Consider the following 22,347-nt stretch of genomic DNA (forward strand, 5'->3'; position numbering starts at 1 on the left):
TAGATCTATTTTCTCGTTTCACCTTACCGAAAAAACAAATTTGATCCCTTTCTTTCGATGAAAGGATCGTAACAATATGCTAAAATCTCGCCATTCTGTTAATCATTATATGAGTAATAAAATGCTACCACGTCTATCTGATATTCCACAGCTTTCACCTTTAGTTTCTGATTATTTAACAGAACTCAAGCGCCAACATTTTACAGGCGATATTGCTTCAAGCTATGCGGATCGCTTAAGTCTTGCAACGGATAACAGTGTTTATCAGCAACTGCCACAAGCCATTTTATTCCCTAAGAATACGGCAGATGTGGTGCGCCTCACTAAATTAGCTCAAAAAGAAAAATACCTTTCGCTCACCTTTACCCCACGCGGCGGCGGTACAGGCACCAATGGGCAAGCCTTAAATAATAATATTATTGTGGATCTTTCGCGTTATATGACGAAAATTCTTGAACTCAATGTACAAGAACGTTGGGTGAAAGTGCAAGCCGGCGTGGTAAAAGATCAACTGAATCAATTTTTGAAACCTTATGGGTTGTTTTTCTCGCCTGAATTATCCACCAGTAACCGTGCGACCCTAGGAGGAATGATCAACACCGATGCCTCAGGGCAAGGCTCATTGCGGTATGGCAAAACCTCCGATCACGTTTTAGGTTTGCGTGCCGTCTTAATCGATGGCGAAGTGATTGACACCCACGCGCTGAAAACCGCAGATTTCGAGCAATCATTACAGCAACAACCGCTTTCTCAGCGCAACCGTCATTTACATCAAGAAATTTTCCAGCGTTGCCAACAAAAACGCCCTGAGATCTTGCGTGATTTGCCACAGCTTAATCGCTTTTTAACGGGTTACGATCTCAAAAATGTATTTAATAATGATGAATCAGAATTTAACCTTTCACGCATTTTAACAGGTTCAGAGGGCTCGCTCGCGTTTATTTGTGAAGCGACTTTAGATCTCACGCCAATCCCACAATATCGCACATTAATTAATATAAAGTACCGCTCTTTTGATGCCGCGTTGCGTAACGCACCTTTTATGCTCAAAGCCAATGCCCTTTCAGTGGAAACCGTGGATAGCAAAGTGCTAAACCTTGCCAAACAAGACATCATTTGGCACTCCGTGAGCGATCTGTTGACTGAAGATCAAGAAAACCCCATTCTTGGCTTGAATATTGTGGAATATGCCGGCAACAGCAAAGCCCTGATTGAAAAACAAGTGGCACAACTTTGCGCCCAGCTTGATGAGAAAATTGCGCAAAATCAAGATGATATTATCGGCTATCAAGTTTGCAGCGACTTGCCTTCCATTGAGCGTATTTATGCGATGCGTAAAAAAGCCGTGGGTTTACTGGGGAATGCGAAAGGTGCGGCCAAACCCATTCCTTTTGTGGAAGATACCTGCGTACCGCCTGAACATCTTGCCGATTACATCAGTGAATTTCGTGCGCTGCTTGATGCCCATCACTTAGAATACGGAATGTTTGGCCACGTTGATGCTGGCGTGCTACACGTTCGCCCTGCCCTTGATTTATGCGACAAAGAACAAGTGAAACTGTTCAAAGACATTTCCGATCAAGTGGCAGATCTCACGCACAAGTACGGCGGACTAATTTGGGGCGAACACGGCAAAGGAATGCGCTCGCAATATGGCGAAACCTTTTTCACGCCTGAATTATGGCAAGAACTGCGTTATATCAAAACCCTATTCGATCCGCAAAATCGCCTAAATCCGGGCAAAATTTGCACCGCACTTGACAGCGAACAAGCGCTTTACTCTATCCTATCGCCAATGCGCGCGGATCAAGATCGCCAAATTCCAATTCAAATGAAAGCAGAATTTTCTGGCGCAATAAACTGCAACGGCAATGGTTTATGCTTTAATTTTGACCTAAACAGCACAATGTGTCCGTCAATGAAAGTGAGCAAAAATCGCTTGTTTTCACCGAAAGGACGTGCAGCGATGGTGCGTGAATGGCTGCGTTTACTGGCTAATCAAAACATTTCTGCCGATCAATTAGATTTTCGCCAAAGCCAAATGAAACTCAGCGATTTTGTAGCTAAAATTCGCCACAGCTTGCAAAAAGCGCGTGGCGAATATGATTTTTCTCACGAAGTGAAAGCTGCGATGGATACCTGTCTTTCGTGCAAAGCCTGCGCAAGCCAATGTCCGATAAAAATTGATGTGCCGAGTTTCCGTGCCAAGTTCTTGCATTTTTATCATCAACGTTATGCTCGCCCAATCAAAGATTATGTGGTGTCAAATGTGGAACTGGTTGCGCCTTATATGGCAAAAGCACCGAAATTTTTTAACTTTTTCACCGCGGCCAAAATCACCCAACCGCTGGCACAAAAAGCCTTAGGAATGGTGGATTTGCCTTTATTAAGCCAACCGAATTTGCAACAGCAATTAGTCGCCCTTAACTATCAAGGTTTGCGTTTAGAACAGCTAGAAAACTTAAGCGAAACCGAAAAGCAAAATATGCTGCTTATCGTACAAGATCCTTTCACCTCTTATTATGATGCCAAAGTAGTGGCGGATTTTGTGGCGCTAACCCAAAAGCTCGGCTATCGACCAATTTTGTTGCCATTCAAACCCAATGGAAAAGCACAGCATATCAAAGGGTTTCTCACTCGCTTTGCCAAAACGGCGAAAAATCAAGCAGAATTTTTAAATCGAATGGCGAAGTTAGGCCTGCCTTTAGTGGGTGTAGATCCTGCTATTGTGCTGTCTTACCGTGATGAATATCGTGAAATTTTGGGCGCAGAATGTGGTGATTTCCAAGTGCTTACCGCCCATCAATGGCTAAAAAATCAACTCCATTCTGAGCAATTCGCACAGGGAATAAAAAATTCACAAAAAAACCACCGCACTTTGCCAGAAGATCAACAGTGGCATTTATTCCCTCACTGTACTGAATCTACAGGGCTGCCAAATAGTCCTAAAGAATGGCAAGAAATCTTCGCTGCCTTTGGGCAACCATTACAAGTGGAAACCGTGGGCTGCTGCGGAATGGCTGGCACATTCGGTCACGAAACACAACATATTGCAATGTCGAAAGCCATTTATGCTAGCTCGTGGGAGAAAAAATTGGCAGGTAAAAATCCTGATTACTGCCTTGCCACAGGCTATTCTTGCCGCAGCCAAGTGAAACGCTTGGAAAAATGGCAACCAAAACACCCAGTGCAAGCCCTCTTAACCTTACTTAACTAGAATAAAACAATGAAAATTTGGAAAAAACACTTTACCTTAGAACAACTTAATCAATTTAACGCCCATTGTGCCGTGGCCCATTTAGGCATTCAATTTAGCGCCCAAGGGGACGATTGGCTAGAAGCCACAATGCCTGTTGATCAGCGCACCACTCAACCAATGGGCTTTTTACACGGCGGAATTTCTGCAGCGTTGGCGGAAACCGTTGCGTCAATGGCAGGGTTTTGCTGCGTGGAAGAAAAGCAAGCAGTGGTTGGATTAGAGATTAACGCCAGCCATCTTCGCCCTGTGCGTGAAGGCGTGGTAACCGCCAGAGCCACCCCTATTCGTTTAGGCAAAACCACCCAATTTTGGCAAATTGACATTAAAGATCAAGCGGATAAACTATGCTGCTTTGCAAAACTCACATTAAGCGTGGTGAATCAATGAACAGACAAAAAATCGGCGTCATTCTTGCCAATTTAGGCACGCCAGACTCCCCTGAACCCAAAGCCCTTTCACGCTATTTATGGCAATTTCTCACCGACCCACGCGTGGTAGATCTGCCCCGCTGGCAATGGTGGCCACTATTAAAGTGCGTAATTTTGCCTCGCCGTTCCAGACGTGTGGCAGAAACCTACCGCAGTGTTTGGACAGAACAAGGCTCGCCATTATTAGTGATTTCAAAACAGCAACAACAGAAATTACAGCACTATTTCGATCAACAAGGCATTAATGCTCTTGTGGAAATTGGAATGACTTATGGCAATCCTTCAATGCAAAGTGCGGTGGAAAATTTGCTCAAAAATCAAGTGGATAAAATCATTGTGCTACCGCTTTATCCGCAATACAGCAGCACCACAACGGCGGCAGTGTTGGACTGTTTTGCCCAAGCATTAAAATCCATTCGTGGGCTTGTGCCGTTTGAGTTTATTCATTCGTATCATCTTGACGAACAATATATTGATGCGCTTGCACAATCCATCAAAGCCAAAATGAAACCTGATGAATTCCTGCTCTTTTCCTACCACGGTATTCCATTGCGTTATGAGCAAGAAGGGGATTATTATCGCGAGCATTGCAAACAAACCACCATCGCCGTGGTTGATCGCCTTGGCTTAAAAGAAAACCAATGGCAACTTTGCTTTCAATCTCGTTTCGGCCGTGAAGAATGGCTGCAGCCTTATACAGATCATTTTTTACAAAATGCCACAAAAAACCAAGGCATTGAAAAAATCGCCGTCATCTGCCCCGGTTTCTCTGCGGATTGTTTAGAAACGTTGGAAGAAATTGAAGTAGAAAACCGCGAAATTTTCCTGCATAACGGCGGAAAATCGTTCCAATATATCCCAGCCCTTAACGCAGAACCCGCTCACATTGAAATGATGGCGGAATTAATTAAGAAGAAAATATAGAAAAAAATGCCTAGATGAATGTCTAGGCATTTTGCTAAATTTTTCTAAAAATTAGACCGCACTTTCGTTTTTCACTCAAACCATAATTACGCCCAGTTTTTCTTTTTAGAAGTTTTACCAATGCCTGGGTTGAAGCTATTGGTCGGATCTAATTTTTGGTAGAACGCTTTCAATTCAGGTTTCGCTTCATACAAATGCCCTACGTTATGTTCCGCTGGGTATTGCGCGCCACGTTTATCAAGCAAGGCTAACATTTCGTGTTCGATTTCTTCCCAATCGTAGCCTTTTTTCACTAAATAATCTTGGTGGAACACATAGCACATAAAATGGCCGTAATAGAGTTTATGAATTAATTTATTTTCTAACTCGGCAGGCAATTTCTCAAACCAATCTTGATCGTTACGGCGTAAAGCAATATCCAATGCCACAATTTCTTCCACTTCAGGTTCGTGAATGGCACGATAACGAATGGCAGCGGAAGCAACAGCAAAACGATGCAACATTGCAGCTTGGGTTTCTTCTGGGCTACATTCAAAATATGCCCCTTTGGATTTATCTGCAAATAGGCTTTGCAAATATTCTCTTGCTTCTTTCACGCCTTCCCCACCCATTTTTAAGATTAAGTGATGTTCATATTGATCACGATAATCTCTCAAACTTTGTGGCAAATGTTGTGGCAGCAATTTAGACACAAATTGCAATGCTTTGTCACTGAGATGATTTGGTAAAAACGCGAATTTTTTCATTAGGCGATCGGCTTTGGCTTTGAGTGCAAATAATTTTGGTAAACGGTGCGTACCAAAACGTTTAATCACCCAGAACGTATCTTTTCCATATTCAGCGGCAATATCAAAGGCATCACGATGAATATATTCACCCGATACCGGCAAACTGCTAAATTCAGCTAAGATATGGCGGCGAATGTCGGTTAAAACTTGGGTATCATTTGTGCCGATATAAAACACCGCACTTTCTTTATCTTGCGGGAACGTATCCAAACGTACAGCAAACACGCCCAATTTTCCTGCACTGCCTGAAGCCTCATAATGGCGATTCGGATCGGCATTAAAACGTGCAGGTGTGTCCGCATCAATTTGGCGAACGTGGTGGCAATAATCGTGATCGTGTCCTTTACCACAATCAAGATGAATGTCTTTACGCTGATAACGTCCTTCTTGCAAGTTAGTCAGAATTTCTTCTGGGCTATCACCTAAATCAATACCAAGATTGTTGATGAGGTGCAATTCGCCGTTCTCATCTAACTGTGCGTACAGTGCCATTTCCGTATAAGCTGGTCCACGTTGCACCAATGCTCCACCTGAATTGTTACAAATTCCGCCAATTACCGAAGCGCCAATACAAGACGAACCGATAACGGAATGTGGCTCACGTTTATATTCTTTCAGCAATAATTCCAAATCGTTTAGGCGCGAACCAGCAAAGCACACCACTTGTTCCGCATTATTAATAGGCTGAATGCCCGTCATTCGCATTGTATTGATAAGCACAATATCGCGCTCATAATCATTGCCTGCAGGAGTTGATCCGCCCGTAAGCCCTGTATTTGCTGCTTGAGAAATCACGATCACATCGGCTGCAACACAAGCTTTTAATACTTGCCAATATTCTAATAATGATCCGGGGCGCACCACGGCTAGCACTTTTCCTTGTCCGAAGCGGTAGCCTGTAGTGTATTCTTCCGCTTTTAGCGGATCGGTAATAAGATATTTAGGTGTAACAATTTGCGCTAATTGCGTAATTAATTGAGTGGCTGACATTGAGATCCCCTTGTAAAAATAACAATAATTTAACATTTACTATAAAAGGGATAAAAAGAAATTTCAACTAAAGAAAAAGCCCACCTTACTCGTGGGCTAGAAAAATGAATATTACAGATTAGAAACTATACCCCAATCCCATAAAGAATACGAATGGATTAAGTTTTACATCGACTTCGTGCGCAGCACCTAAGGCTTTGAATCTCGCTGTAGTTTTGATTTGCGTGTACCACATTGCGGTGTTCAAATAAAGGTTATCCGCTAATTTAATATCAATCCCCGCATTCACGACTGGAGCAAAAGAATGTTTTTTCACTTGTAAATCAGTTACCCCAGAGTGAGTGGATTTTGCACTGAAGAATCTGGTGTAATTTAAACCTGCACCAATATAAGGACGCGAATTTGCGTTTTTATCTAAGAAATAATATTGCACATACAAACTTGGTGGAAGTTGTTTAAGTTTAGCAACTTGTCCTAAATTTAAACCTGCCGCAGGAACATTTGCTTTAATCTTATGTGAAAATGGTGTTGCACCCAATAATTCCACGCCAATATTGTCTGTAAGCATATAAGTCGCGGTTAGCCCTAATTGTGCATTATCACTTACTTTCAAATTAACATCTATTGGTGTTTTAGTGTGAGAATCAGAATTTGCGCTCACAAACACACCACCTGCTCTTAATAATACATCTCCGCTTTGATGTGCATTGGCAGAAGTGGCTACAAAAAGACTTGCTAAACCTAGTGCAATCAGTGTTTTTTTCATAAAAAGTACCTCTATAGTTAATATCCTTACAAACTTTGTGTATTTTACACGTTGCGAAATATACCACTAAATAGTTATCGCTTTTGTGATATAGCTCAAATTTTTTAAATTTTTGTTAAAAAAATTGAAAAATTTATTTACCGCACTTTTCATTTTGTTTAACAATAGAGAAAATTTGATCTAACACAAAATTAAGCGTTGTAACTCAAAAGCCATTATGCGTAACAAGATAGGGTTTCAGCAAAGGAAAGGGCAATGCTTAGCGACTTATTGTATAATATCGCAATGATTTTTAACTGGAAGCAAACTAATGAACATTAATTTTACTCAAATTTTTCAAGATTGTTGGAATTTTATGCGTAATCAAAAGAAGATTACCCAGCAATTTATCTTTTTCTTTTTTATTAGCTCGTTAATCTTCTATTTTCTTTTAAGCGCGGTCGTGCCGATGCCTGAAATCAGCCAAGCCAGTGGGCAAAATTTGCCTTTGCCAAGCAATATCAGCGCAGAATTTTTGGTAATTGGTGTGGCGCAACAGCTAGTTAGCCTATTTATTTCTTCTTGGGGGATTCTCACATTTCACCGCATTAGCATTCAGCAGCAAAATCCGTTAAATCAAAATCCCTTAAACCAAAGTGCGGTACTAACGTTGCAACGTTTTGCGGGCGTGGTGGCAATTAGTGTGATTGGATTTATTCCCTTGATGATTGGCGTGGTAGAAAGCCTGTTTGCCATTTTGCAAGGACAATCCCCTTCAATTCTCTCTTTGGTGGCAATGTTGCTTGGCTTTTTTATTTTTGTGCGCTTAAGCCTCGCTTCTACGGAATATCTGATTCAGCCCGTGGGCATTATGCAAGCCTTGAAAAATAGCTGGTTAAGTGGCGTGAAACGCGCTGCGCCATTGTTTATTTATTGTTTGTTAATTTATGTGGTACTGCCGTTTGTGGTAAGACGCATTTCTTCATTGAGCGATAACCTTGTTTTTGATGTGGTAATGTTATTTTTAAGCGCTGCGGTTGGCGTGTTTTCGTTACTTTTCACTTATCGCTTTTACACCTTATTTATGCGCAAGGATCAACAATAATGAAACAAATTTTAGAATTTATACCGCTCTTAGTTTTTTTTGCTGTTTATAAACTAGTCGGCATTCGTGAAGCGGCCATCGCCTTGATTATTGCGACAATCATTCAGCTTGTGGTGCTGAAACTGAAATACGGCAAAATTGAAAAACAACAGCTCATTATGGGAAGTGCGGTGGTTTTTTTTGGTGCTTTATCCGCTTATTTCAACGAATTAGAATTTTTAAAATGGAAAGTAACGGTAGTTTATGCCTTGTTTGCCTTGGCATTAATCATCAGCCAAGTGATTTTTAAGAAACCGCTCATTCAGCAATTATTAGGTAAAGAAATTCAACTGCCCGATGCCGTTTGGAATAAATTAAATCTAGGCTGGGCAGGATTTTTTCTGTTTTGTATGATCCTAAATATCATCATCAGCCAATATTTTTCCGATGATCTTTGGGTGGATTTCAAAACCTTCGGCATTATTGGACTCAGCCTTGTTGCAACAGTCGCGACAGGCGTTTATATTTATCGTTATCTTCCAAAAACAGAGAATAAAGAACAATAGGAAAACATTATGTCTGCATTTATTGAAACCAAAACGGGCCGCCAATCACAAGGCACATTGTTATTACGCACCCTTGCGATGCCTTCTGATACCAATGCCAACGGCGATATTTTCGGTGGTTGGATTATGTCGCAAATGGATATGGGCGGTGCAATTTTAGCCAAAGAAATTGCGCACGGCCGTGTGGTTACCGTGGCGGTGGATAGTATGACCTTTATCCGCCCGATTTCTGTGGGCGATGTGGTATGTTGCTACGGCCGCTGCGTGAAAGTGGGACGCACTTCATTGCAAATTAAAATTGAAGTGTGGGCGAAAAAAGTATCCAGCGAACCCATTGGTGAACGCTATTGCGTAACCGAAGCCGTATTCAGCTTTGTTGCAGTAGATAGCAACGGACGACCGCGTGTTGTTCCAAGAGAAAATAACCCAGAGCTAGAAAAAGCCCTTGCGTTAATTGATGAAGCCTAAAAAAGGAGAAACTATGTATTACGTTATTTTTGCTCAAGACAAACCCAATACCCTTGCTCAACGCCTTGCGGTGCGTGAACAACATCTTGCACGTTTAAAACAATTACAAGCAGAAAACCGCCTTTTAACTGCAGGCCCAAATCCTGCCATTGATGACGAAAACCCCGGTGAAGCTGGATTTACTGGCTCAACAGTAATCGCCCAATTTGACAGCCTTGAAGCAGCACAACAATGGGCAAGCCAAGATCCTTATGTGGAAGCAGGCGTTTATGGCGAGGTGATTATTAAGCCATTTAAGAAAGTTTTCTAAGCAAAAAATCGCAAAAATTCTCTCAAAAAACACCGCACTTTTCTTGTTTAACGTAAGAAAGTGAAAACAAGAAAAGTGCTACCCCTAACGATAAAAGCAATAAGAGGAAACACAATGTCAAACTTTCTACAAAATTACCAAAAACATATTGATGAACGTGCGGCACAAGGTGTTGTACCAAAACCATTAGATGCCGAACAAACCGCACAGCTTATCGAATTATTAAAAAATCCCCCTGCTGAGCAAGCCGATTATCTCCTTGAGCTTTTTAAAACCCGCGTGCCAGCAGGGGTGGACGAAGCAGCTTATGTCAAAGCGTCCTTCCTTGCTGCAATTGTCAATGGCACGGCCCATTCGCCATTGATTAGCCCAGAAAGTGCGGTGCAAATTTTGGGTACAATGCAAGGCGGTTATAATATTGAACCCTTGCTACAAGCCCTTGATAATGAAGCCCTTGCCCCTTATGCCGTCAGCGCCCTTTCTTCTACCCTTTTAATGTTCGATAATTTCTACGATGTAGAACAACGTGCCAAACAAGGCAATCCTTACGCGCAACAAATTCTTGAATCTTGGGCGAATGCAGACTGGTATTTATCACGTCCAAAATTAGATGAAAAGATCACCGTTACCGTATTTAAAGTGTCGGGCGAAACCAACACAGACGATCTTTCCCCTGCGCAAGATGCGTGGTCGCGTCCTGATATTCCTTTGCACGCCTTAGCAATGCTGAAAAATGAACGAGAAGGCATTCAGCCTGATGACGCTGGCAACATTGGGCCAATTCAACAAATTAATGCGTTAAAAGAAAAAGGCTATCCGCTTGCTTATGTGGGCGATGTGGTCGGCACAGGTTCATCACGCAAATCTGCCACTAACTCGGTGCTATGGTTTATGGGGGAAGATATTCCTTACATTCCGAATAAACGTGCAGGTGGCGTGGTATTAGGCGGAAAAATTGCCCCTATTTTCTTCAACACCTTAGAAGACGCGGGGGCATTGCCAATTGAAGTGGACGTTAGCAAGCTTAATATGGGCGATGTCATTGATATTTACCCATACCAAGGCAAAATCTGCAAACACGATAGCGATGAAGTTTTGGCTGAATTTAGCTTAAAAACCAATGTGTTATTAGATGAAGTACGCGCAGGCGGACGTATTCCATTAATTATCGGACGTGGGCTAACCCATAAAGCGCGTCAATCCCTTGGCTTACCCGATAATGATGTGTTCGCAAAACCACAAGCCGTTGCGGATAACCACAAAGGCTTTACCCTTGCACAAAAAATGGTCGGCCGCGCTTGTGGTGTAGAGGGCATTCGCCCTGGGCAATATTGCGAACCAAGAATGACTTCAGTCGGCTCGCAAGATACCACTGGCCCAATGACCCGTGATGAGCTAAAAGATCTCGCTTGTTTAGGTTTCTCATCAGATTTGGTGATGCAATCTTTCTGCCATACGGCTGCCTATCCAAAACCGGTGGACGTTGTTACTCATCACACCCTGCCAGATTTTATTATGAACCGTGGCGGTGTATCCCTGCGCCCAGGGGACGGCGTGATCCACTCTTGGCTCAACCGTATGTTATTGCCTGATACCGTAGGCACTGGCGGCGATTCGCACACACGTTTCCCGATTGGTATCTCTTTCCCTGCGGGGTCAGGTTTGGTGGCGTTCGCCGCTGCCACAGGTGTAATGCCGTTGGATATGCCTGAAAGCGTGCTAGTGCGTTTCAAAGGGGAAATGCAACCGGGGATCACCTTGCGTGATTTAGTACACGCTATTCCTTATTATGCGATCCAACAAGGCTTACTCACCGTAGAAAAACAAGGCAAGAAAAATATTTTCTCAGGTCGTATTTTAGAAATTGAAGGTCTAGAACACCTTAAAGTGGAACAAGCTTTTGAGCTTTCCGATGCTTCTGCTGAACGCTCTGCGGCGGCTTGTACCATCAAATTAGATAAAGAACCGATTATTGAATATCTTAATTCCAATATCGTGTTACTCAAATGGATGATTGCAGAAGGCTATGGCGATGCGCGCACCCTTGAACGCCGTATCAAAGCAATGGAAAAATGGTTAGAAAACCCAGAATTGCTCAGCGCTGATCCTGATGCAGAATATGCCGCGGTGATCGAAATCGATCTCAACGAAATCAAAGAACCGATTTTATGCGCACCAAATGATCCTGATGACGCTCGCCTGCTTTCTGAAGTGCAAGGGGATAAAATTGACGAAGTGTTTATTGGCTCTTGTATGACTAACATTGGGCATTTCCGTGCCGCTGGAAAATTATTAGCCAAATTCAAAGACGTGATTCCAACGCGTCTATGGCTTGCGCCTCCAACTAAAATGGACGCCAGCCTATTAACAGAAGAAGGCTATTACAGCATTTACGGCAAAAGTGGCGCGCGTATTGAAATCCCAGGCTGTTCACTTTGTATGGGTAACCAAGCGCGCGTGGCAAACAACGCCACCGTGGTGTCCACTTCCACCCGTAACTTCCCGAACCGCTTAGGACAAGGCGCAAATGTGTATTTGGCTTCCGCAGAACTCGCCGCCGTAGCAGCACTGCTCGGCAAACTGCCAACGCCAGAAGAATACCAAGCCTATGTAGCGGATTTACAGCAAGACAAAGACGACACTTATCGCTATATGAATTTTGATCAACTTAATCAATATACACAAAAAGCCGATCAAGTGATCTTCCAAGCACCAGCTTAATGACGCCTATCACAAAAGTGCGGTGAAAAATTAAAAAATTTCACCGCACTTTTCTTTTTTCTCTGTTTATTAAAAATAAAAATGCAGTTATTTTCTTTCCTAAATAAAAAGCAAAGTGCGGTAATTTTTTTCATTATTTTTATTAAATCTTTTCATCATTAATTAATGCCATTTAACCTTTTTCTCATTGACAGCCCTAGCCTGCTCTTTCTATACTAAACGAGAATTAGTCGGGGTGCTTGATGGAATATCCAAACAAGCTGAGATAATACCCGTGAACCTGATTCAGTTAATGCTGACGTAGGAAACTAATTAGATCATATTCTTGCAAACGCCTTTATTTTGCGGAATTTTCTGCTTTACCTTTCTAATTTCTTTCTTGCTCGTCAATATCACTTTTTAATCATTTGTTAATAAGGAAATGACAATGCAATTTAAGACGTTTTTCTCATCATTTTTAACCAAATCGCTTCTCCCTATTTGTGCTGCAGGTAGTCTATTTTTATTCAGCCACAATGCGCAAGCTGAAGGGCGATTAACGGTTTATTGCAGTGTGCAACATTCCGTCTGCGAAAAAATGGCGAAAGTTTTTGCCAAGAAATATAACGTGGACACCAAATTTGTGCGTAACAGCACGGGTGCAACCCTTGCTAAAATCAAAGCGGAGCAAGCCTTGCCTCAAGCGGATATTTGGTACGGCGGCACAATTGAACCGCACTTTCAAGCCGCACAATTAGGCTTACTCGAGCCTTATCGTTCGCCATTGCAAGCGGAAACTATGCCACAATTTAAAGCCCTGCTTGATAAACACGGCGATGTTACCTCCATTGGCTACATTATTGTGTTAGGCATTGGCGTAAACACGGAAAAATTCAAACAATTAGGCATTAAAGACTATCCAAAATGCTGGAAAGATTTAACCGATCCTAAATTTAAAGATCAAATTCAAATGCCTGATCCGCGCAATACTGGCACGGGCTATACTTTTATCGCAACGCTAGTACAGTTATTCGGTGAAGAAGAAGCCTTCCGCTATCTGAAAGCCTTAGATAAAAATATTTCTCAATATGCTAAAAGTGGTACAGAGAAATCCAATCTCTCTCGTGGTGATGCGGCGGTAACCATTGGTTTTATTAATGGTTATCAAACCGAGAAAGAAAACGGTGCGCCTGTGGAAGCCATTTTACCTTGCGAAGGCGACAGCTATTCCCTTGGCGGCATCAGCATTTTGAAAGGGGCAAGAAATTTACAAAATGCAAAATTATTTATGGATTGGGCATTAACGCCTGAAGCGCAAGAAATTGCGTGGCGCGAAGAAAAAATGTATCAAATTCCAACCAATATTCACGCCAAAGCCTCACCAAACTCCACTGATCCAAAAACCTTAAAACTCATTGACTTTGATTTTGAACGCTTTGGTTCAGATGAAGAAGGCAAGCGCTTGATTAAGCGTTGGATTGAAGAAATTAAGCTCGACTAAGCTTTTCCATTGACAAAATATAAAGTGCGGTTAAAAATAACCGCTCTTTATGATTTTTTTATTTTAGGAAAGCTGTTCGTAATGCGATACCAAATTATTTTCGCAATTTGTATTATTTTTTTACAATTCTTCATTTATATTTTTAACCGCACGTTATCTTGGCTTTATTTGCAAAATACCAGTCCTGTTTGTCGTAAAATTTTAACCCTTATTACTTATCTCGGCGCAAACAGTATTATTTTGCTCACTGTGTCGCGCATTTACCCAATGTTCCGCACCAGTGCGTTTATTTTAGCGTTTTTGCTCTTTGCCAGTTTTGTCAGTTTGGTGTGCGTGGCGATTTACTTTATTTTTAGAAAACAAAAATTTCAGTCAAAATTACACCGCACTTTATCTTGGTGTTATCCATTGGGTTTAGCAGGCTTGCTTGGATTGAGCGTTTATAATGCTTATGTTCCTCAGGTTGTTCATTATGAAATTAAGCTGGATAAGCCATTCAAACCATTACGCATTGGAATGGCGAGTGATTTTCACCTTGGGCGTTTATTTGGTGGGAAACAGTTAGATCAACTGGCTGAAATAATGAATGAACAAAAGGTGGATATTATTTTGCTGCCGGGCGATATTATGGACGATAATATTCGCGCTTATGTAGCAGAAAAAATGCAGCCGCATCTTGCGAAACTGCGTGCGCCCCTTGGGGTTTATGCCACCTTAGGCAACCACGATTTCTTTGGTCAGCAACAAGCCATTGCGAAAGAAATTCGCAAGGCGGGCATTACGGTTCTGATGGATCAGACACTAGAAGTGGATAACCGTTTTGTGCTGATTGGACGCAATGATGATTTATTCAAAGCGCGGCCAAAAACTAAGCAAATTTTAGCCGCACTTGATAAAACTAATGATAAAACAAAAGGGGAGCTACCGATTTTTCTGCTAGATCATCGTCCAACAGAAATTATGGAACATTCCACCTTGCCGATTGATATTCAAGTTTCGGGCCACGCCCATAAAGGGCAAGTGTTTCCCGCAAGTTTGATCACAAAAGTGTTATATCGTTTAGATTATGGTTATGAGAAAATTGGCAATGGACATTTTTTCGTAACTTCAGGTTATGGGTTTTGGGGAATCCCAATGCGATTGGGATCGCAATCGGAAGTGTTTATTATTGATGTGAAAGGGAAAGAAAAGGAGTGATGATGAACTTTCTAAATAAAAATTTAAGCAAAATTTACACCGCACTTTGTTTAGGCTCGGCTACTCTACTTTCTAATGCCGTTCACGCAGAAGGCAAGCTAACAATATATTGCAGTGTGCAAAGCACAACTTGCGAAAAAATCACTCAAACCTTTAGTAAAAAATACAATGTGCAAACTCAATTTGTGCGTAACAGCACAGGGGCGACCTTATCCAAGTTAAAAGCGGAACAAAATAATCCGCAAGCAGACGTGTGGTATGGCGGCACAATCGAATTGCATTATCAGGCGGCAGATCTTGGCTTGCTTAGCCCTTATCGCTCACCAAAACAAGCGGAAACAATGCCACAATTTAAAGCCTTGTTGGATAAAAAAGGGGATCTCACCTCTATTTTGTATATGCTTGTGCTCGGCTTTGGCGTGAATACGGAAAAATTTGCTGAACTCGGTATTAAAGACTATCCAAAATGCTGGAAAGATTTGCTCGATCCACGCTTAAAAGGACAAATTCAAGTGCCAGATCCTCAGCTTTCTGGTACAACTTACACGGCCATTGTTACGCTCATTGAGCTTTTAGGGGAAGAAAAAGCCTTTGAATATTTAAAACAGCTTGATGCAAACGTGTCGCAATATATGAAAAGCAACCAAGTTACCAGCAACCTAGCGCGCGGCGAAAGCGCGGTAAGCGTAGGATTTGTGCATAGTTATGCCACGGAGAAAGAAAATGGCGCACCGGTGGAAGCCATTTTGCCTTGCGAGGGAGATAGTTATTCCCTTGGTGGATTAAGCATTATCAAAGGCGCAAGAAATTTAGATAACGCGAAATTATTTGTGGATTGGGCGCTATCTAAAGAAGCACAAGAAATTCCATGGCGTGAAGCAGGTGTGTATCAAATTCCAACCAATGTGAATGCGACCGCCTCACCAAAATCCGTTGATCCCAAAACCTTAAAGCCAATTAATATTGACTTCGAGCGCTTCGGCTCAGCGGAAGAAGGGAAACGTTTAGTGAATAAATGGGTACAAGAAATCAAACTGAAAAAAGAAAATTAATTTTTAGCCAAAAAACGACCCCACTTTTGAGGTGGGGTCTGTGCTTTTAGCCTTTCAAATTTAGCCTTTCAAGCGTTCAAAGCCTGCTTTCAGATCAGCGATTAAATCTTCAACCTCTTCAAAACCAATATGTACACGAATTAATGTGCCAGTGAGCTTGCGTGCAATATTTGGACGAATTTTGGCAATTTCTTCAGGTTGGTTATACAGAATTAAAGATTCAAATCCACCCCAAGAATAGGCCATTGAGAAGAGCTCAAAATGATCCATAAAACGTTCTAATTGCTCTTGGGTTAATTTTTCGTTTAATTCAAAAGAAAACAACCCACTTGCGCCCGTGAAATCACGCTTAAAGTTTTCGTGTCCCGGACAGCTTGATAAAGCAGGGTGATACACCGCTTTGACTTCAGGTTGTTGAGCCAACCATTGTGCCACTTTTAAGCTATTTTCTTGATGTTGTTTAAGGCGAACCGCTAGGGTACGAATACCGCGCGCAGTCATATAAGCGGTATCCGCATCTACCATTTGCCCCATTAAATAAGAATGTTCGCGTAATTTATCCCAACAACGGGCGTTAGACACCGCCGTGCCAATCATTGCATCGGAATGGCCCACTAAATATTTCGTGCCAGCTTGGATCGAAATATCAATATCGTGTTCCAATGCCTTAAACAACACACCAGCTGCCCAAGTATTATCAATCATTATTACTACGTCAGGATTCACCGCACGCACGGCTTTGACAATTGCAGGAATATCAGGCACTTCCATCGTGAGTGAACTTGGTGATTCTAAAAACACCACTTTGGTATTAGGCTGCATTAAAGTGGCGATTTCCGCGCCCATAAGCGGATCATAATAAGTGGTACTCACGCCTATTTTTTGCAAAATCACATTGCAGAATACTTGAGTTGGCTCATAAGCCGCCCCCGTCATCAAAATATGATCCCCTGTGGCAACAAAAGATAGAATCGCATTGGTTACGGCAGCTGCGCCACAAGGGTAAAGATAACAACCCGCGCCGCCTTCTAATTCACACATTAAATCTTGCAAAGCAAAATGAGTGAGCGTGCCGCGGCGGCCATAATATAACGCCCCTTTGGTGAGATTTTTGCCCGCTTCTTTTTTGTCTGCAAGGCAATCAAAAACCAGCGAAGAAGCTCGCTGAATCACTGGATTGACGCTGCCTTGCGTCATTCTCTTTTTGCGTCCAGCGTGGACAAAAGTAGTATTTGATGTGGTATTTGCTTTCATAAATTTTCCTTACTTTTATTAAACTTAGGTAAAAATAATCAATTTAATAGATAAAAACAGCTATTCAAGTGCGGTGCTTTTCTTTAGAATATTTGCCGATTTACGCTTATTGTTGTTTAAGCATATCTATCATCAATTTTTTATAGGAGATTTGTACTATGGTATTAGTAACTCGTCAAGCACCAGATTTTACTGCATCAGCAGTATTAGGCAACGGTGAAATCGTTGATAACTTTAACTTAAAAGAACATATCAAAGGTAAACCAGCAGTTATCTTCTTCTGGCCTTTAGACTTTACTTTCGTATGTCCATCTGAAATCATCGCATTCGATCACCGTTATCAAGAATTCAAAAACCGCGGTGTTGAAGTGGTTGGTGTATCTATCGACTCTCAATTCACTCACAATGCGTGGCGTAAAACCTCTGTTGAAGCAGGTGGTATCGGTGAAGTTCAATTCGCAATGGTTGCAGACGTTAAACACGACATCGCACAAGCTTACGGTATTGAACACCCAGAAGCAGGCGTTGCACTTCGCGCTTCATTCTTAATCGACAAAGATGGCGTAGTTCGTCACCAAGTTGTAAACGATCTTCCACTTGGTCGTAACATTGACGAAATGATCCGTATGGTAGATGCGTTACAATTCCACGAAGAGCACGGTGAAGTTTGCCCAGCTCAATGGGAAAAAGGTAAAGAAGGTATGACTGGCAGCCCAGAAGGCGTTGCAAAATACTTAAAACAAAACGCAGATAAACTTTAATTTTCTATTTCGTTTGATTTTATTTAGGAACACAATAAGCCCTACAAATGTAGGGCTTATTTTTTGCATCAAAGACACAATAAAAAAGCTAAGTTTAATTAAACTTAGCTTTTCTTTGGATCAAATCATTAAAAAATTGATGATGCAAGAACAAGGATCACGCTCAGTGAAAGAACTACCATCATCATTGCATAGCCAAATGTACCCATAATTTATTCCTAAAAGTTGATAAAATTTCTCGGGATTATAGCAAAATTGCGAAAAAAAGAAAATTTCTTAAACAAACGATAAAAAGCTGTGATGAAACGCAAATTTTTTCACAATAAACCTTAACAATTCCATTTCGCCCCTTATAATAGCCAAAATTTTTTGGAGGAACTATGGCAACAATTAAAGATGTGGCAAAAATGGCGGGCGTGTCCACCACCACAGTATCCCACGTGATCAATAAAACCCGCTTTGTTGCACCTGAAACAGAAAAGCAAGTACGCGAGGCCATTCAAGCACTGAATTATTCGCCAAGTGCGGTGGCAAGAAGCTTGAAAGTCAACACCACAAAATCCATTGGAATGATCGTTACCACCAGTGAAGCCCCTTATTTTGCGGAAATTATTCACGCCGTGGAAGAGCATTGTTATCGCCAAGGCTATTCTTTATTTTTATGTAACACGCAAAATGAACCTGAAAAAATAAAAAATCACTTAGAAATGTTAGCCAAAAAACGCGTGGACGGCGTATTGGTAATGTGTGCAGAATATACGCAAGATTCTCTTGATCTATTGGCGAATTTTACGGACATTCCAATGGTGGTAATGGATTGGGGGCCGAATAATCAAAACACAGATATTATTCAAGATAACAGCTTTGAGGGCGGTTATATGGCAACCAAATATCTGATTGATAACGGACATAAAGCTATTGGTATTATCGCAGGAGAATTAATTAAAACCACTGCCAAAACACGCTATGAAGGCTTTGTTAAAGCAATGGAAGACGCCAATTTACCCATCAATCCTAACTGGGTGATGGAGGGCTTTTTTGAGCCAGAAGACGGTTATGAATGTATGAATAAAATCTTAAGGCAAGATGAACTGCCAACCGCCGTGTTTTGCTGTAATGATGTAATGGCGCTAGGCGCAATTTCTGCCATTGGTGAAAAAGGGCTGAAAGTGCCTGATGATATTTCCATTATTGGCTATGATAATATCCACGCCTCACGTTTTTATTCGCCGCCACTCACTACGATACACCAGTCTAAATCTCGTTTAGGTGCACAAGCGGTGAACTTATTGTTCCAACGCATTAGTGAGAAATCAGGACAGCACGAAATTATTGAAATGCACCCTGAATTGGTGATCCGTAGCTCGGTGAAAAAATGTAATTAACGCCAATTTATCCTCTTAGTACAATGCCCGTTAAGTGCGGGCATTTTTATTTCTATTTTTAACAAATTTGTAACTTATTTAGATTTTATATAAAAAAATTAGAAAAATTCATAGAAAAAACCACCGCACTTTTGATTATATTATTTTTTATCTTTTAAATAATTGACCTTTTTCCCTATTTTTGATTATATCTATCTCAGAAAACGAATTTACTTTTTTGTGAGGTGCTTATGATCCAACAATACACAACGCTGCGTAACAACATCAATATGCTTGGGCATTTCTTAGGGGAAACCATTAGTGATGCGCAAGGTAGTGAAATTCTTGATTTAATTGAAAAAATTCGCGTGTTATCAAGAAATTCCCGTGCAGGTGATGAAAAATCCCGTGAACAATTGCTTGAAATACTAGCCACGATTTCCGATGAAAACATCATTCCTGTGGCGCGTGCTTTTAGCCACTTCTTAAACCTCACCAATATTGCTGAGCAATATCAAACCATTTCCCGTCAGCATATTGACCAAGAGTCTTCCGACCGTACCTTAGAAGCGCTCTTTCAACGCTTAAAAGCGCAAAATGTGCCAACAGAAAAAGTGCTTGATGCGGTACAGAAACTGATTATTGAGCTGGTGCTTACCGCTCACCCAACAGAGGTAACACGCCGTTCACTCGGGCATAAACACGTTGAAATCAACCGCTGTTTAAGCCGTTTGGAACACGATGATTTAACCGAAGCGGAAACCACCAAACTTAAACGCCGCTTAATGCAGCTGATTGCTCTTGCTTGGCATACCAATGAAATTCGTACTCAACGTCCAACGCCCGTTGATGAAGCCAAAGCAGGAATGGCGGTGATTGAAAACAGTTTATGGAAAGCCGTGCCAGAATTCTGCCGTTTATTTAACTTCCATTTAGAGAAAAATTTTGCGGTGCAGCTGCCAGTGGATCTTGCCCCTGTGCGTTTTTCTTCTTGGATGGGCGGTGACCGTGATGGAAACCCATTTGTTACCGCGCAAACCACCCGCCAAGTGTTGCTGATGAATCGTTGGAAAGCCGCAGAACTCTTTTTAGAAGACATTAAATTACTTGCTGATGAACTTTCTGTGATTGAATGCACGCCAGAATTTCGTGCTAAATATGGCGATCACCTAGAGCCTTACCGTTTTGTGGTGAAAGATTTGCGTAGCAAATTGATCAAAACCGTGGCGTATTACGGCGATTTATTGGAGGGCAGAACCCCAGTTGTAACTGAGCAAGAACTGCTCACTGATGACGAACAGCTTTGGGAACCCCTTTACGATTGTTATCAATCTCTACATCAATGCGGAATGCGCATTATCGCTAACGGCGCGCTACTTGATTGCTTACGCCGTATCCGTTGCTTTGGTTTATCCCTTTCTCGCCTTGATATTCGCCAAGAAAGTACACGTCATAGCGATGCCATTGCGGAAATCACCCGTTATATCGGTTTAGGCGATTATTCACAATGGACGGAAGATGACAAACAAGCGTTCTTAATCCGTGAATTAAGCTCACGCCGCCCACTGTTACCGCGTGATTGGCAACCTTCAGCAGAAACGCAAGAAGTGTTAGATACCTGTAAAGTGATCGCAGAACAGCCAGAGGGCGTGATTTCCTGCTACATTATTTCTATGGCGCGCACGGCTTCTGACGTGCTTGCCGTGCATTTACTCTTGAAAGAAGCGGGCGTGCCTTATCATTTGCCTGTTGTGCCATTGTTTGAAACTCTTGATGACTTAGATGCGTCTGAAGAGGTAATGCGCCAATTATTCAATATCGGTTGGTATCGTGGCGTGATTGACAACAAACAAATGGTGATGATCGGCTATTCCGACAGTGCCAAAGACGCAGGAATGATGGCGGCTTCTTGGGCGCAATATCGTGCGCAAGAACAGCTAGTGAATTTGTGCGAAGAACTCGGCATTGAGCTCACCTTATTCCACGGACGTGGCGGCACAATCGGACGTGGCGGCGCACCAGCACACGCAGCGTTACTTTCTCAACCACCACGCTCATTGAAAAACGGCTTGCGTGTTACTGAACAAGGGGAAATGATCCGCTTTAAACTGGGCTTGTCAGCCGTAGCTGTGGGCAGTTTAGATCTTTATGCCAGCGCAATTTTAGAAGCCAATTTATTACCACCGCCAGAGCCAAAAACTGCGTGGCGTGAAGTGATGGACGAGCTTTCTACCACGTCTTGCGAAATTTACCGTGGCGTGGTGCGTGGTGATAAAGATTTCGTGCCTTATTTCCGTTCTGCAACGCCAGAACAAGAGCTGTCAAAATTACCATTGGGTTCACGCCCTGCAAAACGTAATCCAAATGGTGGGGTAGAAAGCTTGCGTGCTATTCCTTGGATTTTCGCGTGGATGCAAAACCGCTTAATGCTTCCAGCTTGGCTTGGTGCAGGCGCTTCCGTGCGTTTAGCTATTGAGCAAGGCAAAGGTGATGTGATCGAAGAAATGTGTAAACAATGGCCGTTCTTCTCTACGCGTATCGGAATGTTGGAAATGGTATTCAGCAAAACCGACACTTGGCTTTCAGAGCATTACGATCAGCACCTTGTGAAACCTGAATTGTGGTACTTAGGGCAATCATTACGCGAACAATTAAAAGCGGATATTCAAACAATTCTGTCTTTATCGCACGAAGATCAATTAATGTCTGATCTTCCTTGGATTGCCGAATCTATTGCGCTGCGTAATATTTACACCGACCCACTTAACTTATTACAAGTGGAATTATTACGCCGCTTGCGTGAAAACCCAGAAAATCCAAATCCTGATGTTGAACAAGCCTTGATGATCACCATCACAGGTATCGCAGCGGGAATGCGTAATACGGGCTAAAAGCTAATCGAGCAAAAAATAAAGTGCGGTGGAAAATCACCGCACTTTTTCTTTCGCCATTATTC

At 42.0% G+C, this 22,347-nt stretch carries 17 protein-coding genes and 1 riboswitch; of the genes, 14 read left to right on the forward strand and 3 right to left on the reverse strand.

What is annotated here, in order from left to right; translation table 11 throughout:
* The first annotated feature begins 121 nt into the window (after positions 1-121).
* The 3 genes from ydiJ to hemH are packed head-to-tail and all read left to right on the forward strand — an operon-like array spanning position 122 to position 4,611.
* Positions 122-3,217, forward strand: a complete 3,096-nt coding sequence (gene ydiJ, locus C3007_RS02965) for a D-2-hydroxyglutarate dehydrogenase YdiJ (protein ID WP_103853065.1) — start codon at positions 122-124, stop codon at positions 3,215-3,217.
* Between the two features lie 9 nt (positions 3,218-3,226).
* Positions 3,227-3,646, forward strand: a complete 420-nt coding sequence (locus C3007_RS02970; RefSeq protein WP_103853022.1) for a hotdog fold thioesterase — start codon at positions 3,227-3,229, stop codon at positions 3,644-3,646.
* Positions 3,643-4,611 (forward strand): ferrochelatase, encoded by a 969-nt coding sequence (gene hemH, locus C3007_RS02975; RefSeq protein ID WP_103853023.1) that lies wholly within the window; start codon positions 3,643-3,645, stop codon positions 4,609-4,611. The genes C3007_RS02970 and hemH overlap by 4 nt, the downstream gene beginning before the upstream one ends.
* Before the next feature lie 86 nt (positions 4,612-4,697).
* Here the strand turns inward: hemH and dld are convergent, their stop codons facing one another.
* Positions 4,698-6,389, reverse strand: a complete 1,692-nt coding sequence (dld, locus tag C3007_RS02980) for a D-lactate dehydrogenase (protein ID WP_103853024.1) — start codon at positions 6,387-6,389, stop codon at positions 4,698-4,700.
* 118 nt (positions 6,390-6,507) lie between these two features.
* Positions 6,508-7,155 carry an OmpW/AlkL family protein gene (locus C3007_RS02985; protein ID WP_103853025.1) on the reverse strand — a complete coding sequence of 216 codons (648 nt, stop codon included), beginning with the start codon at positions 7,153-7,155 and terminating at the stop codon, positions 6,508-6,510.
* Between the two features lie 355 nt (positions 7,156-7,510).
* Between C3007_RS02985 and C3007_RS02990 the strand changes: the two genes are divergently transcribed.
* The 8 genes from C3007_RS02990 (at position 7,511) to C3007_RS03025 (ending at position 16,012) form a co-directional block, all read left to right on the forward strand.
* Positions 7,511-8,239, forward strand: a complete 729-nt coding sequence (locus C3007_RS02990) for a hypothetical protein (RefSeq protein WP_123772516.1) — start codon at positions 7,511-7,513, stop codon at positions 8,237-8,239.
* Positions 8,239-8,784 (forward strand): septation protein A, encoded by a 546-nt coding sequence (locus tag C3007_RS02995; protein ID WP_103853027.1) that lies wholly within the window; start codon positions 8,239-8,241, stop codon positions 8,782-8,784. Before C3007_RS02990 ends, C3007_RS02995 begins: the two co-directional genes overlap by 1 nt.
* 9 nt (positions 8,785-8,793) lie before the next feature.
* Positions 8,794-9,252 carry an acyl-CoA thioester hydrolase YciA gene (gene yciA / locus C3007_RS03000; RefSeq protein ID WP_103853028.1) on the forward strand — a complete coding sequence of 153 codons (459 nt, stop codon included), beginning with the start codon at positions 8,794-8,796 and terminating at the stop codon, positions 9,250-9,252.
* 13 nt (positions 9,253-9,265) lie between these two features.
* A complete protein-coding gene (locus C3007_RS03005) occupies positions 9,266-9,562 on the forward strand; it encodes a YciI family protein (protein WP_103853029.1) in 297 nt (98 codons plus the stop codon).
* A gap of 114 nt (positions 9,563-9,676) precedes the next feature.
* Positions 9,677-12,283: a bifunctional aconitate hydratase 2/2-methylisocitrate dehydratase gene (gene acnB / locus C3007_RS03010; RefSeq protein WP_103853030.1), complete on the forward strand. Its 2,607-nt coding sequence runs from the start codon at positions 9,677-9,679 to the stop codon at positions 12,281-12,283.
* Between the two features lie 221 nt (positions 12,284-12,504).
* A riboswitch (TPP riboswitch) is annotated at positions 12,505-12,607 on the forward strand.
* 97 nt (positions 12,608-12,704) lie between these two features.
* A complete protein-coding gene (locus C3007_RS03015; protein WP_103853031.1) occupies positions 12,705-13,763 on the forward strand; it encodes an ABC transporter substrate-binding protein in 1,059 nt (352 codons plus the stop codon).
* A gap of 81 nt (positions 13,764-13,844) precedes the next feature.
* A complete protein-coding gene (locus tag C3007_RS03020) occupies positions 13,845-14,960 on the forward strand; it encodes a metallophosphoesterase (RefSeq protein WP_103853032.1) in 1,116 nt (371 codons plus the stop codon).
* 2 nt (positions 14,961-14,962) lie between these two features.
* The gene (locus tag C3007_RS03025) at positions 14,963-16,012 is read left to right on the forward strand and encodes an ABC transporter substrate-binding protein (protein WP_103853033.1); all 1,050 of its coding nucleotides are present in this window, start codon (positions 14,963-14,965) and stop codon (positions 16,010-16,012) included.
* A 60-nt stretch (positions 16,013-16,072) separates the two neighbouring features.
* On the opposite strand, the gene metC is transcribed toward C3007_RS03025, so the two are convergent.
* A complete protein-coding gene (gene metC / locus C3007_RS03030; protein WP_103853034.1) occupies positions 16,073-17,266 on the reverse strand; it encodes a cystathionine beta-lyase in 1,194 nt (397 codons plus the stop codon).
* A gap of 158 nt (positions 17,267-17,424) precedes the next feature.
* Between metC and C3007_RS03035 the strand changes: the two genes are divergently transcribed.
* The 3 genes from C3007_RS03035 to ppc all read left to right on the forward strand — a co-directional run bounded on the left by C3007_RS03035 (position 17,425) and on the right by ppc (position 22,282).
* Positions 17,425-18,027: a peroxiredoxin C gene (locus C3007_RS03035; RefSeq protein WP_103853035.1), complete on the forward strand. Its 603-nt coding sequence runs from the start codon at positions 17,425-17,427 to the stop codon at positions 18,025-18,027.
* 380 nt (positions 18,028-18,407) lie between these two features.
* Positions 18,408-19,412: an HTH-type transcriptional repressor PurR gene (purR, locus tag C3007_RS03040; RefSeq protein WP_103853036.1), complete on the forward strand. Its 1,005-nt coding sequence runs from the start codon at positions 18,408-18,410 to the stop codon at positions 19,410-19,412.
* Between the two features lie 230 nt (positions 19,413-19,642).
* The gene (gene ppc / locus C3007_RS03045; protein WP_103853037.1) at positions 19,643-22,282 is read left to right on the forward strand and encodes a phosphoenolpyruvate carboxylase; all 2,640 of its coding nucleotides are present in this window, start codon (positions 19,643-19,645) and stop codon (positions 22,280-22,282) included.
* Positions 22,283-22,347: the final 65 nt, after the last annotated feature.

The organism is Avibacterium gallinarum (genome assembly GCF_002921135.1).
Taxonomy (GTDB): domain Bacteria; phylum Pseudomonadota; class Gammaproteobacteria; order Enterobacterales; family Pasteurellaceae; genus Avibacterium; species Avibacterium gallinarum.